The organism is Sphingobium sp. V4 (assembly GCF_029590555.1).
Lineage (GTDB): Bacteria > Pseudomonadota > Alphaproteobacteria > Sphingomonadales > Sphingomonadaceae > Sphingobium.
On sequence record NZ_CP081001.1, the window covers coordinates 2,373,679 to 2,388,420 of the forward strand.

Annotated in this window: 17 protein-coding genes; 9 read left to right on the forward strand and 8 right to left on the reverse strand. The window is 66.6% G+C overall.

Annotation, left to right across the window (positions count from 1 at the left end; translation table 11 throughout):
• The first annotated feature begins 47 nt into the window (after nt 1-47).
• Both K3M67_RS11815 and mdoH read left to right on the forward strand, forming a co-directional pair.
• Nucleotides 48-1,532: an OpgD/OpgG family glucan biosynthesis protein gene (locus K3M67_RS11815; protein WP_285831551.1), complete on the forward strand. Its 1,485-nt coding sequence runs from the start codon at nt 48-50 to the stop codon at nt 1,530-1,532.
• A 61-nt stretch (nt 1,533-1,593) separates the two neighbouring features.
• Entirely contained in the window at nt 1,594-3,480 is a 1,887-nt protein-coding gene (gene mdoH / locus K3M67_RS11820) for a glucans biosynthesis glucosyltransferase MdoH (protein ID WP_285831552.1), read from the forward strand.
• A 29-nt stretch (nt 3,481-3,509) separates the two neighbouring features.
• Here the strand turns inward: mdoH and K3M67_RS11825 are convergent, their stop codons facing one another.
• From K3M67_RS11825 to K3M67_RS11860, 8 genes are all read right to left on the reverse strand, one after another.
• Entirely contained in the window at nt 3,510-4,241 is a 732-nt protein-coding gene (locus K3M67_RS11825; RefSeq protein ID WP_066857206.1) for a sigma-70 family RNA polymerase sigma factor, read from the reverse strand.
• A 14-nt stretch (nt 4,242-4,255) separates the two neighbouring features.
• Nucleotides 4,256-6,376 carry a flagellar biosynthesis protein FlhA gene (gene flhA / locus K3M67_RS11830; protein ID WP_066857203.1) on the reverse strand — a complete coding sequence of 707 codons (2,121 nt, stop codon included), beginning with the start codon at nt 6,374-6,376 and terminating at the stop codon, nt 4,256-4,258.
• Nucleotides 6,377-6,385: 9 nt separating this feature from the next.
• The gene (locus K3M67_RS11835; RefSeq protein WP_285831553.1) at nt 6,386-7,204 is read right to left on the reverse strand and encodes a lysozyme family protein; all 819 of its coding nucleotides are present in this window, start codon (nt 7,202-7,204) and stop codon (nt 6,386-6,388) included.
• A gap of 150 nt (nt 7,205-7,354) precedes the next feature.
• Nucleotides 7,355-7,663 (reverse strand): hypothetical protein, encoded by a 309-nt coding sequence (locus K3M67_RS11840; protein ID WP_066857198.1) that lies wholly within the window; start codon nt 7,661-7,663, stop codon nt 7,355-7,357.
• A 22-nt stretch (nt 7,664-7,685) separates the two neighbouring features.
• Nucleotides 7,686-7,964, reverse strand: coding sequence for a flagellar biosynthesis anti-sigma factor FlgM (gene flgM, locus K3M67_RS11845; RefSeq protein WP_066857196.1), 279 nt, complete (start codon nt 7,962-7,964; stop codon nt 7,686-7,688).
• A gap of 46 nt (nt 7,965-8,010) precedes the next feature.
• Nucleotides 8,011-8,613: a flagella basal body P-ring formation protein FlgA gene (locus K3M67_RS11850; protein ID WP_502958879.1), complete on the reverse strand. Its 603-nt coding sequence runs from the start codon at nt 8,611-8,613 to the stop codon at nt 8,011-8,013.
• A 34-nt stretch (nt 8,614-8,647) separates the two neighbouring features.
• Nucleotides 8,648-9,157 carry a flagellar motor protein MotB gene (locus tag K3M67_RS11855; RefSeq protein ID WP_285831555.1) on the reverse strand — a complete coding sequence of 170 codons (510 nt, stop codon included), beginning with the start codon at nt 9,155-9,157 and terminating at the stop codon, nt 8,648-8,650.
• Nucleotides 9,154-9,822, reverse strand: coding sequence for a MotA/TolQ/ExbB proton channel family protein (locus tag K3M67_RS11860; protein ID WP_285831556.1), 669 nt, complete (start codon nt 9,820-9,822; stop codon nt 9,154-9,156). The genes K3M67_RS11855 and K3M67_RS11860 overlap by 4 nt, the downstream gene beginning before the upstream one ends.
• A 251-nt stretch (nt 9,823-10,073) precedes the next feature.
• On the opposite strand from K3M67_RS11860, the gene flgB reads away from it, so the two are divergent.
• From flgB to K3M67_RS11895, 7 genes are all read left to right on the forward strand, one after another.
• The gene (gene flgB, locus K3M67_RS11865; protein WP_285831557.1) at nt 10,074-10,442 is read left to right on the forward strand and encodes a flagellar basal body rod protein FlgB; all 369 of its coding nucleotides are present in this window, start codon (nt 10,074-10,076) and stop codon (nt 10,440-10,442) included.
• 2 nt (nt 10,443-10,444) lie between these two features.
• A complete protein-coding gene (flgC, locus tag K3M67_RS11870; RefSeq protein WP_066857185.1) occupies nt 10,445-10,855 on the forward strand; it encodes a flagellar basal body rod protein FlgC in 411 nt (136 codons plus the stop codon).
• Nucleotides 10,852-11,511: a flagellar hook assembly protein FlgD gene (locus K3M67_RS11875; protein ID WP_066857183.1), complete on the forward strand. Its 660-nt coding sequence runs from the start codon at nt 10,852-10,854 to the stop codon at nt 11,509-11,511. Before flgC ends, K3M67_RS11875 begins: the two co-directional genes overlap by 4 nt.
• Before the next feature lie 45 nt (nt 11,512-11,556).
• Nucleotides 11,557-12,399 carry a flagellar hook-basal body complex protein gene (locus K3M67_RS11880; RefSeq protein WP_285831558.1) on the forward strand — a complete coding sequence of 281 codons (843 nt, stop codon included), beginning with the start codon at nt 11,557-11,559 and terminating at the stop codon, nt 12,397-12,399.
• Nucleotides 12,400-12,426: 27 nt separating this feature from the next.
• Complete coding sequence (locus K3M67_RS11885) at nt 12,427-13,170, forward strand: flagellar basal body rod protein FlgF (RefSeq protein WP_066857177.1); 744 nt, start codon at nt 12,427-12,429, stop codon at nt 13,168-13,170.
• 81 nt (nt 13,171-13,251) lie between these two features.
• On the forward strand, nt 13,252-14,040 hold the full coding sequence (gene flgG, locus K3M67_RS11890; RefSeq protein ID WP_066857175.1) for a flagellar basal-body rod protein FlgG: 789 nt from the start codon (nt 13,252-13,254) through the stop codon (nt 14,038-14,040).
• Between the two features lie 8 nt (nt 14,041-14,048).
• Entirely contained in the window at nt 14,049-14,729 is a 681-nt protein-coding gene (locus K3M67_RS11895) for a flagellar basal body L-ring protein FlgH (protein ID WP_285832935.1), read from the forward strand.
• The last annotated feature ends 13 nt before the right edge of the window (nt 14,730-14,742 follow it).

Sequence of the window (14,742 nt, forward strand, 5' to 3'; positions counted from 1 at the left end):
GGATACAGGGCTTGGCTTGATCGTTTCCGCCATCCATGATCGATCCCATGACCAAGATAGACCGGCGCGCGATGATCGCCGCCTCCGGCGCCGCCCTCCTCCTTCCCTCCGCGCTGCGCGCCCAGCCACGGGCCGAGGCTTTTTCATGGGAAGGTCTGGTCGCGCGGGCGCAGCAGCTGGCGCGCGCGCGCCATGCGGACACGCCCGCCCATCCCGGCGCGGCGAGGGTGGATTATGACGCGCTGCACGCGGCACGCTTTCGCGACGACCGGACCCTCTGGGGCGACCTGCCGGGCGATACCGGCGTCCGCTTCTTCCCGCTGTCCAACACCGCGCCACAGTCGGTGCAGATCGCGATCGTGGAGCGGGGGCAGGCGACGCCGCTGCGCTATGATCCCGCCATGTTCGACGCACCGGCGGGCAATGCCGTCGCCGCGCTGGGACCGGACGCGGGCTTTGCCGGCTTCCGCATCATGAACGCCCGGCGCGACGGCGACTGGCTGTCCTTCCTCGGCGCCAGCTATTTCCGCGCGCCCAGCCCGCAAAAGCAGTTCGGCCTGTCCGCCCGCGCGATCGCGATCAACACGAGCCTGGGCAAAGAGGAATTTCCCCGCTTCACCCATTTCTGGCTGGAGCGGACCGGCGACAGCAGCGTCACCATCTATGCGCTGCTCGACGGCACTTCGATCGCAGGCGCCTATCGTTTCGTCAGCAGCCTGGGCGCCGATGGCGTGCAGCAGGACGTTACCGCCGCCCTCTTCCCGCGCACGGCGATCCCGGAGCTGGGGCTGATGCCGATGACCAGCATGTTCTGGTACGACCAGGCCAATCGGGTCCAGGGCACCGACTGGCGGCCGGAAATCCATGACAGCGACCTTCTGTCGATCGCCAGCGCCGACGGCACCGCCCATGCCCGGCCGCTGGTCAACCCGTCCGCCCCGCTGGTCAGCGCCTTTGCCGAGCGTGATCCCAGGGGCTTCGGCCTGCTCCAGCGCGACCGGGATTTCGACCATTATCAGGATGACGGCGTCTATTATGACCGGCGCCCGTCGCTCTGGGCGACCCCGGCCAGGCCGCTGGGCCCGGGCGAGGTGCGGCTCTATGCCTTTCCCACAGACAGCGAATATACCGACAATGTCGCGGCCTACTGGACGCCGGCCGTCGCCGTAAGGCCAGGCCGGCGGATCGACGCCCGCTATCGGCTGGACTGGAGCGCCGCGACGGCACCCGCCTCGACCGGGCTGGCGGTCGTCCAGAATATCTGGCGCGGGCGCGGCGGAGAGGCAGGCAGCGATCGGCTGGTGGTCGACTTTTCGGGCGTGGCGGCGGGCAGCAAGCCGGACATCTGGAGCGACATCAAGGGCGGCACGCTGCTCAAGAGCGCCGGCTATCCCGTGCTCGGCAAGGCCGGATGCTATCGCGTCGTGCTCGACCTGCGGCGAAACGGGGCCGGTTCAGCCGATATTCGCCTGCAATTGCGTGTCGGCAATCGTGCATTCAGCGAATATGTGCATTACCCTGTCGGCGCGTGAGGGGAACCGTCGCCGTAACGAACGGTTCTGACGCCTGGGTCAACAGCAAGCAGGTCTGAACATGGGGAATGGAGGCGCAAGGTCGGCGGGGCCGACCGGCGAGGACGAGCCATTGGCGCGGGCCTTCGAACAGGTGCCGCCCGAAAGCCCGCTGGCCATGCCGGAGCAGGAGTTCGAGACCGCCCCGCCGCTGATCGCGCCGCGCCGCTTCAATATCGACCTGTGGGCGCGGCGGCTGCTGGTTGTGCTGCTGGCGCTGATCCCGGCCGCCATGGCCGCGCATGAGATGCGCCGGTCGATCGGCCTTGACGGCATCAGCGCCATGGAGGGGGTCTATCTTGCCCTCTTCATCTCGCTGTTCGCCTGGATCGCCTTCGGCTTTGCGACCGCGACCATCGGCTTCCTCCTCCAGACCGTGGGCAAGGGGCGCAGCGTCGCCCCCCGCCCGCTGCGCGCGTCCGAACCGCTGCGCGGCAAGACCGCCATCCTGCTGCCCGTCTGCAACGAGGATTTCCTGGGCGTGCTGGGCCGGCTGTCGATCATGGAGCGCAGCTTGGCGCAAGTGATGGGCGGCGAACGGTTCGAATTCTTCATCCTGTCCGATTCCAACGCCGAGAGTGGCGAGACGGAAAAGCGCGCCTATCAGGAAATGCGCACATCCTTCTCGCGCCCAGTCCATTATCGTCGCCGCGCGCTCAATATCGGGCGCAAGCCGGGCAACATCGCCGAATGGGTGCAGCGCTTTGGCGGCGGGTACGACTATATGGTCGTGCTGGACGCGGACAGCGTGATGAGCGGCCAGACCATGGCGCGGCTCGCCGCCGACATGGAGCGGCACCCGCATGTCGGCCTCATCCAGACCGTACCCACGGTGATGGGCGCATCCACCCTGTTCGCGCGCTGGCAGCAATTCGCCAGCCGCCTGTTCGGGCCGATCTCGGCCGCGGGCATGATCTGGTGGGCGGGTTCGGAAGGCATGTTCTGGGGCCATAATGCGATCGTTCGGGTGCGCGCCTTCGCCGAAAGCTGCGGCCTGCCCGAACTGCCCGGCCGCGCCCCCTTCGGCGGCCACATCATGAGTCACGACATGCTGGAGGCGGCGCTGCTGCGCCGGCGCGGCTGGGACGTCCACATGGTGACGGCGGACGACAGTTTCGAGGAATTTCCCCCCTCCATGCCCGATCTCTTCACCCGCGACCGCCGTTGGTGCCAGGGCAATATCCAGCATGTGCCATTGCTGTTTCGGATCGCCGGGCTGCATCCGGTCAGCCGGTTTCAGCTGCTCGTGGGCGCCAGCGCCTATTGCACGTCCCCCATGTGGCTGGCGCTGATGCTGGTGGTGCTGGGCGGCGCGGCGAGCGGTCTATGGCCGCCGGCGGCGGTGCTGCCGTCGGGCGGACTGCTGACGGTGACGGCGCTGCTGCTGTTCGGGCCGAAAATCTTTTCGATCATCTGGGCGATGGCGGACCCGGCGCGGCGCATCGGCTTTGGCGGGGCGGCGCGCATGACGCGCGGGGTGATCGCCGACATCATCCTGTCGATCCTGATGGCCCCGGTCGCGATGCTGACCCAGACGATCAACCTGTTCGGCATATTGATGGGGCGCAAGAGCAGCTGGAACGGCCAGACCCGCGACCGCGACGGCATGGCCATCACCAGCGCGATCTGGCTGTTCAAATGGCATCTGCTGCTGGGCGCGGGCCTGACGGCGCTGGCGGTGAAGGCTGGCGGCCTGGGCTGGACCATCCCGGTGGTCGCAGGCCTTTTTCTCGCGCCGCTGCTGGCGGCGATCACCGCGCGCAAGGATCTGGGGCGCAGGGCGGAGGAAAGCGGCCTGTTTCAGGTCGCCGCCCCCTGGTGGCGGACGCAAAGCTACCGCCCGCTCCGCTTCCGCTGGCCGACCAGCGACGGTCGGCGCGTGGGACCGGTGGCGGCGAACGACGAATAGGATCAGTTGGACAAGTTCGATCCGGACGATCAATCGTCCCAGTCGCGCAGTTTCTCGCGCAGCTTGTCGAGTGCGGCCTTCTTGATCTGGCACACACGCGCCGCGCCGATGTCCAGCGTCTGGCCGATTTCCTCCAGGTTCAGTTCCTCGACGAAATAAAGTTGCAGCACCAGCGCCTCGCGCTGGGGCAGTTCGCCGATGCAGGCGGCGAGCGCCTTCTTGAGCGACTCGCGCTCCATGATGTCGTCGGCGCGATCCTCGACGTCGGCAAACCACATGGATTGGTCCGAATAGACCTCGTCCATGCTGGTGTGCTGGACCATCTCGACGCTGTCCGCGACCTCGCGATAGGCGGCCGGTTCCAGCCCCATCTCCGCCGACATTTCCGCTTCGGTGGGAAGGCGGCCGAGCTTCTGCTCCAGCCGGCTGCGAACCTTGGCCAGTTCCTTGCGCCTCGCCATCGCGGAGCGGCACAGCGTCGCCTGCCGCCGCAGATGATCGATCATCGCGCCACGAACGCGCAACTGCGCATAGGAAGCGAAGCCCAGGCCGCGATCCTCGAACCCGTTGGCCGCCTCGACCAGCGCGACCATGCCGATCTGGAGCAGATCCTCCACCTCGATCGCGGTCGAAACGCGGCCATGGACATGCCAGGCGATCTTGCGGACGAGCGGCATATATTGGCGCGCCAGCCGCTCCGGGCTGTTCTCCCCCGGCTTGGCATAGGTGTGGGCGCCGGCCTGAATCTTGTTCATGTACATGGCTCAGCCTTTCCTCAGGCGACTCGTTCGCGCTGCGGCAACGGATCGTGGCGCGGCGCCGGGCGAGGATCATTCCCTACCACCGCAACCACTTCCACTCCCTTACCGTCGGGAATTTCCAGGAAGGACAGCACCGGCGTTTCGGGCAGGTGCGGCTTGAACAGGCGGGCGAGCGCCCGGCGCGCGACGGGCGAGGTGACGATCGCGAAATTGCGCGCCTGGCCCAGCATCGGGCGCGCGGCATGGACCACCGATTCGACGATGCGGTTGGCAAGACTCGGCTCGATCGGATGCCTGGCGTCGCCTGCGACGCGCATGGCCTGCGCCAGCATCGCCTCCAGGTCGCCGTCGAGGGTGATGACCGGCAGCGGCATCTTGACCGGCACCAGCCCCTGGATGATGAGCGCGCCGATGCGCTGACGCACGGCCTCCACCAGTTGCTCGGGACTCATGTCCGGGCGCGCGCCATCGACCATCGCCTCGCAGATGCGGCGGAAATCCTTGAGCGCGATGCCTTCGGACAGAAGCGCGCGGCACAGCGCGCTGATCTGCGTCAGGCTGAGCAGCCCCGGCGTCAGCCCGTCGACCAGCTGCGGCGCCACGTCTTTCAGATTGTCGAGCAGCTTGCGCGCCTCGTCCAGGCCGAACATTTCCGACGCGTTCATGGCGATCAGCTGGTTGAGGTGGGTGGCGACCACCGTCGGCGGATCGACCACGGTATAGCCCGCGACCACCGCCTCGCTGCGCTTCGCCTGCGAAATCCAGACGGCGTCGAGGCCGAAGGTCGGGTCTTTCGCCGCACGGCCCTGCACCGTGCCCTCCAGCGCGCCGCTGTCGAGCGCCAGCAGGTCGTCGGGCCAGATCTCGTCCTCGCCCACGACCACGCCGGCGATGGTGATGCGATACTGGTTCGGTTCCAGCGCCAGATTGTCCTTCACGCGAACCATCGGCACGACGAAGCCCAGTTCCTTGGACAATTGGCGGCGGATGCCGGTGATGCGCGCCATCAGCGGCGCGCCCTTGCGCTCGTCCACCAGCCCGATCAGGCCATAGCCGATCTCCAGACCCAGGATCGCGCCGTCGGACACGTCGTCCCATTCGATCAGCGCAGGATTGGGGGCGGGCGGCGGCGGCACCGGCTCGGCGGCCTTCTTGTGGCTCGCCTTGCGCAGCTGCCAGGCGATGCCCCCGGCGACCGCCGCGGCGGGCAGGATGATCATGTGCGGCATACCGGGCAGGATGCCCAGGAAACCTAGGATGGCGGCGACCGGCACCCATGCCTTGCCCGTACCGAACTGGCCCGCGATCTGCCCGGACAGGTCGCCTTCGCTCTTGACGCGGGTGACGATTGAGGCCGCCGCGATCGACAGCAGCAGCGCAGGGATCTGCGCGACCAACGCGTCGCCGATCGCCAGGATGATGTAGGTCTGCGCGGCTTCGCCGATGGCGAGGCCATGGCTGACCACGCCCAGGATGATGCCGCCGACGATGTTGATGACCAGGATCAGGATGCCCGCGACAGCATCGCCCTTCACGAACTTGCTGGCACCGTCCATCGAACCATAGAAGTCCGCCTCGGTCGCGACTTCCTGACGGCGGGCCTTGGCTTCATCCGGCGTCATCAGACCGGCATTCAGGTCGGCGTCGATCGCCATCTGCTTGCCCGGTAGAGCGTCGAGGGTGAAGCGCGCGCTGACTTCGGAGACGCGGCCCGCACCCTTGGTGATGACGACCAGGTTGATGATCATCAGGATGGCGAAGACGAAGATGCCGACCACATAATCGCCGCCGATCAGGAAATGACCGAAGGCTTCGATCACCTGCCCCGCGGCATCCGCCCCTTCATGCCCCTGCACCAGCACGACGCGGGTCGAGGCGACGTTGAGCGCCAGGCGCAGCAGCGTCGCGAACAGCAGCACGGTGGGGAAGCTGGAAAAGTCGAGCGGCTTGGCGGCATTGAGCGCCACCATCAGCACGGCAAGGCTGATCATGATGTTGGTGATGAAGCCGATGTCGAGCATGACCGCCGGCACCGGCACCATCATGAACAGCACGACCATCAGCGTCGCAAAGGGGAGCACGGCGCCCTTGGCGGCACTCATCCAGATCTTCGCTTTGACTTGGGCAGGAGACATGATCGGCCGTTACCTTCCGAGGGTGGCAAGCATGAGATAGGCGAGGCGTGCGGTCTGCGGCTGCGGCTTGACCATGATGTCAGGCTGCTCGCTCAGGCGCTGGGTTTCGATCCGCACATAGTCGGCGGGCTGCACGGTCTTCGCGCCCGAAGGCAGCGCGGCGTCGGCATATTGAACCGGGCCGCCCAGGTTGTCCGAGCTTTTCTGGAGCTTGGCGGCAAAGCGGTCGCGAATTTCGGAGAAACTGCGGGCATTGCCGGCACGGTCGTAGAAGATGGAGCGGTTGGCGCGCGCAGCCGACGGAAAGAGCGACGCGGCGCTGGCGTCAGGCGCGCGGTCATGGACCGACAGGAATTTGCTCGCGCCGCCGACACCCAGGAAATGGGCAAGGTAGAGATCGACCGGCTCGGCTTCGCGGCCCAGCCTCGCTTCCAGATAGGCCTTGTTGTCGGCGGCATGTTCGGCCGCCATCACCGAAGCGGTTTCGGGATGCTTGCGCAGGTCGAGGATCTGCTGACGCAATTCGGGGTCGGACACCTGATAGCGGCCGTTGCTGCCCCGGCTGATGGCGTCGGACGCCCAGCCCAGCCCATATTCACTGCCATGCTTGTCGATAACGGCGAGCCAGCTCTGGTCGATGAACTGATAGAGGCCGGTCGCAGAGGAGGTCGATGCGCGGGCAGTCGGGTTCAGGCTGGATTCGATCTTCGCCTGTCCCAGCAGATAGCTGAAGTCGACACCGGTGCGACGGCTCGCCATCGCAATCGCGTTTGTCACGCGATTGCCGGTCGATCCCGACGTTGCCGATATGTCTGCGAAAGCCGACACTGTTCCCAAAATCCCCACTTGCTAGCGAGGACATTAGAGCAAGGCTTGTGCCAAGATTTGGTTAACGCGGCAGCAAGAAAATGCGGCCGGTACAACGAAAAACGGCGCCCGCAGGCGCCGCTTCAGGATCGAAGCGAAAAAATTTCGGCGTCAGCGTCCGTAGGTCAGGGGCGCGACCTGCGCGCCATGCGCGGCCAGGATCGACAGGCGCTGGCCTGCATGGTCGGCCAGCAGGTTGACCCGCACGCGCGCGCTTTCGAGCAGGGGCAGCAGGGCATCGAGCCGCTGGGCCACCGCCGCTTCGGAGCGCCAGGCGCCGATCGCGCGCACCGCCGAAGCCGCCTTGCCGACCCGGTTGCTGGCCTGCTCGATCGCGGCCACGTCATGGCCGCCGAGCACAGCGCGCAATTCCTCGAAGGCGTCGAACAGATCGTCCAGTGCGGCAAGACCAAGCGGCATGGCGGCTCTTTCCTTCCCGGCCTTATCCGGCGGTCGGCAGGTCGAGCGCGATCATGCGCTCGGCAATGGCGTTCGCGTCGACCGGATAATTGCCCGATGCGATCGCGGCCTTGATGGCGGAAATCCGGTCCGTGTCGACCGGCGCGCCTTCGGCGGCCATGCGCGCGGCCGGGCTGGCCGACGCCGACGCAGCCGACGCGCCCGCCGAGCCGGTCGCCGACGAAGCGCGCGCCTTGCCGCCTTCCCGCAGGCTCGTCGCGCCGATCGCGCTGCTGATGCTCTGGCCCACAGAGTTGATCATTGGGTAAAATCCTTCACTCGTCCCTGAAACCCTATAACGGACAAGTTCAAAAACTATTAAATCCGGGAATACGCACAACCCCCATTTCCACGACCTGGGCGAAAATGGGCGCGCTTTTCTTGTCCTCACGCACCCTTATCGTCTGGCCCACGGCGCCATCCTCATCCGCGACCATCATGCGCGAGACACTGAAGACAGCATTGCCGGCCATCAACTGGACGGGATCGCCCTTGCGCACGACATTCTCCCTGGAGGCGGCGGCAGGGACGGCGGCGCGCGTGATGCGGCTGGCGGCGGCATTGCCGGGCAAGGGGCCCGACGCGGCGGTCGCCGCACCCGACACCAGCGGCACGCGGATGCGCCAGCCCAGCGCCTCGCACTTGACCAGCGCCGCGCCGAACACCGGCCCTTCGACGGTCGGGGTGGCGGGGCAGGCGGCCAGGCGAAGGCGGCGATCGACCGGCGCGGCGGGGCCGCCCGGCTCACCCAGATTGGCGCCGACGGTCATGGCGACCAGACTGTCGATGCGATCGAGATTCTCGAATTTCTGCTGCGCCAGCGCAGGCTGCGCGCCATTCAGCCCGAGGGCGGCGAGAAGGAGGAACGACACTCGAAACACAGCACGTCTCCCAAAAAGGCAAACAGTCATGCCGTGAATTCAGCAATTTTCGTGCCAGTCGCCTTCAATGGCGCTTGAGCGCGCCCGGCGCGATGCGGATGATCTGGCCCTGCCCGGCCGGGTCCTCCGCCTGGTCGAGGCCACGGATCAGCAGCCGGTCCTGCGCGATTCCCTGGGCTTGCAGCGCCCGTGCGACCGCGCCCAGCCGGGCGGCGGCCAGATCCCATTCGTCGAAGCGCCGGCGCGACGCATCCGCGCCATGGCTGCGTATTTCCACCCCGCCCGGCGCTCCGGCGAAGCGCCGCGCCATGCTGGCAAGCCGCGCCTCCCCGCCTGCGCTCAACAGCGCCTCCCCCGGCACGAACAGCTCGGCGGCGCGCAGTTCGACACCTTGCCGCATGGCCCGTCCGCCAAATTGCTGGCTGACCTGCGCCAGCATCGCGTCGCGCCGCGATCCGCTGGCCTGGAGCAGCACGAAGAAGGCGAGCAGCAACAGCAGCAGGTCGGCAAAGCTCACAGCCCAGCGATTGCGCCGGGCGGTCGCGGACGATGATGCATGGACAGGCGCGGTCATGCGACTTCGCGCATCGACGCGCGGCGCAGCGGCGCATTTTCGCGCCGGGCGATCGCCAGCATCCGGTCCGCCGCCTCGCACTGCCACGCGAGTTCGCGCCCGGACAGGTCGGCGAGACGCGCGGCGATGGGCGCGGCGATCAGGTTGGCGATGACCACGCCGTAAAAGGTAGTGAGCAGCGCCAGCGCCATCGACGGGCCAAGCGCGGCGGGATCGTCCATCGCCGCGAACATGCCGACCAGGCCGATGATCGTGCCGGCCATGCCCAGCGCGGGCGCGGCGTCAGCGATCGACAGCCAGACCTTGTGGACGGCGCCGTGGCGCTCCGCGCGATCGGCCACCGCCTGCGCGGCCCAAAGCGCGAACGCTTCGGTCCGGTCGCAATTGGCGAGCTTGCGCGCGGCCTCCGCCAGGAAGGGGTTGGCGGTCTTTACCCGGTCGGTGCAGGCCAGGCCGCGCAATTGCGCCACCTGGTCGATCTTCAGCATTGCCGCGCGCGCCGCATCCCGGTCGCGCAACGGATCGGCCCCCAGCAGCGGGCGCAGCGCCGCGATCGCGCGCGCCGACGCGCCGGCGCCATTCTGGAACAGCGTCACCAGGCCGATCCCGCCCAGCATCGCCGCCAGCGTCAGGGGATCGAACAAATGGCTGAAAATCGCGATCATGGCCGTCCCGTCCCTTACCGTCGCACCGGCGGCGGCAACAGCCTGCCGCCGACCGGCAAAAATTTGCCGCCCTTGCCGCCCTTTCCCGCAACAGCCCGGTTTTCCGCAAATTTCCCGCCTGCCGATGCGTCACCCACGCAAATTGGCACGGCTCTTGCTGATCACAGGCTGGATCACCCGCAGGAGACGCCATCAGGCATCAGAACGGCGGGCCACAGGAAACTTTTAGAGCCTTTTGAGGGCAAACGGACATGGCGGTGGAAGAAAATCTGTTCGGGATACATGGAAAGGCGCTGGCGCTTCGCTCGCAGCGCCTCTCCCTGCTCGCGTCCAACATCGCCAACGCGTCCACACCCGGCTACAAGGCGCGCGACATCGATTTCGAAGCCGCGCTGAAAGAAGCCACCACGCAGGCCGGCAGCTCCGCCGCCGACGTGTCCAGGGCCGTCGATGACGCGATGGGCTATCGCGTGCCGCTGCAACCCAGCCTGGACGGCAATACCGTCGAACTGAGCACCGAGCAGACGCTGTTCGCCGAAAATGCGGTCAAATATCGCACGACCCTCTCCTTCCTGGAGGGCCGCATCAACACCATCAATCGCGCGCTGAAGGGAGAATGAGCATGAGCGGCTCAAATCCTATGAACGTCTTCGACATCGCCGGCCGCGCCATGAGCGCGCAGTTGGTGCGGCTCAACGCCACCGCCTCCAACATGGCCAATGCGGGCAATGTCACCGGCAGCGCGGGCGAAGCCTATCGCGCGATCAAGCCGGTGTTCGAATCCGTCACCGATACGCCGGGCGTATCGACCGTGAAGGTCAAGAATGTCGTCACCACCAATGCCGAGCCGACGAAGCGCCACGACCCCAATCATCCGCTGGCCGACGCCAATGGTGATGTCTGGGAAGCCGCGGTCGATGGCAATGCCGAACTGGTCGACATGATCGAGACCGCGCGCATGTACCAGAACAATGTCCAGGTCCTGAACACGGCCAAATCCCTGATGCTCGAAACCATAAGGATCGGCAAATGACGACGACCTCCACCGTCACCGACAGCGCGGGCCTTTCGGTCTACAACCCGAACGCCACCGTCGGCACGGGCAGCGCCACCATGGACCAGTCGAGCTTCCTGACGCTGCTGACCGCGCAGATGCAGTATCAGGATCCGTTCGAGCCGGTCGACAACGCCCAGATGGTGTCGCAGATGGCGACCATCACCAATTCGTCGGGCATCGCGGAAATGAACGCGACGCTGAAAAGCCTGGCGAGCGAGCTGACCGGTACGCGGTTGGGCGATGCGGCCAGCTGGATCGGCAAGTCGATGCTGGTCCAGAGCAATATCGCCGCGCCCGACGCGACCGGCACCTATGCCGGCCAGATCACCCTGACGGACGCCGTGGACGGCGCCACCATCGACCTGATCGATGCCGACGGCAATGTCGTCAAGACGATCGACATGGGCGCGCAGGAAGCCGGCGACGTCACCTTCTACTGGGACGGCAAGGATGATGCGGGCGAAACCGTCGCCACCGACGCCCTCCAGGTCAAGGTCAATGGTGCCACCCCCAGCCGGGTCGCGACCTGGGCCACCATCGCCGCCGTCCAGTCACCCGCGGACGGCTCCTCCTCAAAGCTCATCACCGCGCTCGGCACCTACAGCCCGTCCGACGCGATAAGCCTGATGTAACGCCACCCCTCACACCCTTTTCCTTTTCACCCAAGGAGCAACGCCATGTCCTTCTACATCTCCCTGTCGGGCCTCAAGGGCGCGCAGACCGACCTGTCGACCATTTCCAACAACGTCGCCAATGTGAGCAGCACCGCCTTCAAGAAGAGCAAGGCGCAGTTCGGCGACATCTTCGCCGCCGCGCCGATGCAGACCACCAGCCAGGTCGCCGGCCAGGGCGTGCGCGTGCAGGGCGTCGCCCAGCAATATACCCAGGGCACCATCGAAACCACCGACAAGACGCTGGACCTGGCCGTCACCGGCGAAGGCTTCTTCACCGTGCGGGGCGAGGACGGCAATGTCAGCTACACCCGCAACGGCGCCTTCTCGGTCGACGAGGACCGCTATGTGGTCGACACCACCGGGTCGCGCATCCAGGTGTTCGCGGTCGATCCCACGACCGGCGACCCCACCACGGCCACGGCCGGCGCCACCCCGGCTGACCTCACCGACCTGCAGGTTCCCACCACCCTTGGCGGGCTCGCGGACGGCGCGCAACTGACCAGCGTCGGCGTGTCGAAGGAAGGCCTGGTCTCGGCCGTCTATGCCGATGGCAGCACCGTCTATCTGGGCCAGGTCGCCATGGCCTCGTTCAACAGCCAGGAAGGCCTGCGTCAGGAGGGCGACGCCCACTGGACCTCGACCGTGGCCAGCGGCGACCCGATCCTGGGCACCGCCAACCAGGGCCTGTTCGGCGCGGTCAATTCCGGCTCGCTGGAACGCTCCAACGTCGACATCACCGAGGAACTGGTCAACCTGATCGCCGCGCAGCGCAACTTCCAGGCGAACAGCAAGGCGATCGAGGCGGCGAACACGCTGACCACGACCATCGTCAATCTCCGCACCTGAACGACGCAGGGTTAGAAGGAAGCGCCCATGGACCGGCTCGTCAACACGGCACTTACGGCAATGCGCGGCGCGATGGCGCGGCAGGCGTCGGTCGCGAACAATCTCGCAAACGTCAACACCATCGGCTTTCGCGCCGAAATCGCCAATGCCGAGACGCGCTGGATCCAGGGCGAAACCTTCGACACCCGCGCCCAGGCGTCGGAACAGGTGATCGCCGCCGACATGGCGCAAGGCGCGGTCACCGCCACCGGCAATCCGCTGGACGTGGCGATGAACGGCGACGCGCTGCTCGCGGTTCAGGGCGCGGACGGCAGCGAAGCCTATACGAGGCGCGGGGACCTGCGCGTCACCGACAGCGGCCTGCTCACGACCGGCGACGGCCTCGCCGTGCTGGGCGAAGGCGGCCCGATCATCCTGCCGCAGATGGACAGCGTGTCGATCGCGCAGGATGGCAGCATCTGGGGCGTGCCGCAGGGCGGCGACCCGGCCAATCCGCAGCAGGTCGACAAGCTGAAGCTGGTCAGCGCCACCGGCTCCAGCATCGCCAAGGGCACGGACGGCCTGTTCCGCGAAGTGAATGGCGGCGCCCTGCCTTCCGATCCCATCGCCACCGTCACCGCAGGATCGCTCGAAGGATCAAACGTCAATTCGACCCAGGCGCTGATCCAGATGATCGAGGCGAGCCGGGCCTGGGAAACCCAGGTCAAGATGATCGATACCGCCAAGCAACTGGACGATGGCGGCGCCTCGCTGATGCGCCTCGACAGCTGAATCAGATGGTTAATATTGGCACGCATCTTGCTTTTATGAGCGCATGAGCACCCTTTGGGGATGCCGCACGGAGATTGAACGATGAGCAACGCCGCCCTTCATGTCGCCCGCACCGGCCTCGACGCGCAGAACACGAAGATGCGCGTGATCGCCAACAACCTGGCGAACGTCAACACGACCGGCTTCAAGAAGGACCGCGCCGATTTCGAGACGCTGGCCTATCAGCAGATCGTCGCGGCGGGCGCCAATTCGGACAGCGAGAACAAGTTCGCCACCGGCCTCAATCTGGGGTCGGGCGTCTCGCTCCAGGGCACGAGCAAGATCAACACCCAAGGCACGCTCAACCAGACCAGCAACGCGCTGGACATGGCGATCGAGGGATCGGGCTATTTCCAGGTACAGCAGCCCGACGGCTCCACCGCCTATACCCGCGCCGGCAATTTCAGCGTCACCGCCGAAGGCACGATCGTGACCAGCGACGGCCTGCCGCTGATCCCCCAGATCACCGTGCCGCAGGGCGCGACATCGGTCTCGATCGGCAATGACGGCACCGTCTCGGCCACCTTGCAGGGGGAAAGCGAACCCAGCCAGCTCGGCCAGATCGAACTGGCCAGCTTCATGAACCCGGCCGGGCTTCAGTCGACCGGCGGCAACCTGCTGGTCGAAACCGCCGCCAGCGGCACGCCGCAGGTCGGCGTCGCGGGTCTCGAAGGCCGGGGCGTCATCCGGTCGGGCTATCTGGAGACGTCGAACGTCAACATCGTCGAGGAGCTGGTCGACATGATCGAGACCCAGCGCGCCTATGAGGTCAACTCGAAGATGATCAAGGCGACCGACGAGATGCTCCAGTACGTCAACCAGAATATGTGAGCGGGATGATGCGTCTCTCCCTCGCCACCATCGCCGCCGTCTCGCTGATCGCGCTCGCCGCCTCTCCGCTGGAGGCCGCCAGGAAGAACAAGCGCGACGTCGAGCGCGACTATTACACGCCCGCCATCGCGCAGCCGGCCGCGCCGCCCGCCAACGGCTCCATCTTCCAGGCGTCGATGGGCTATACCCCGCTGACCAGCGGCGCGCGCGCCACCGCGGTGGGCGACATCATCACCATCGTTCTGGTCGAACGCACCCAGGCGACCAAGAGCACCAGCGCGGACACCGCCCGCAACGGATCGGTGGGCCTGACGCCCCCGACCACCGGCATCCTGTCCAAGCTCTTTTCCGCCAGCGACGTGGCGGCGGGCGGCCAGAACAGTTTTACCGGCAAGGGCGCCGCCAGCCAGTCCAACGCGCTGACGGGCGAAATCACGGTGACGGTCGCGGCGGTCTATCCCAACGGCACCATGCTGGTGAAGGGAGAGAAGGCGCTGACCCTCAATCGCGGCGACGAATATATCCAGCTGAGCGGCCTCGTCCGTCAGGCCGACATCGCGCCCGACAACCGCATCGCCTCGACCCGCGTGGCCGATGCCAGGATCATCTACAAGGGCAAGGGCGAGATCGCCAATGCCAGCCGCCAGGGCTGGTTGCAGCGCTTCTTCTCCGCGATCAGCCCCTTCTGAGGAACAGAAACAT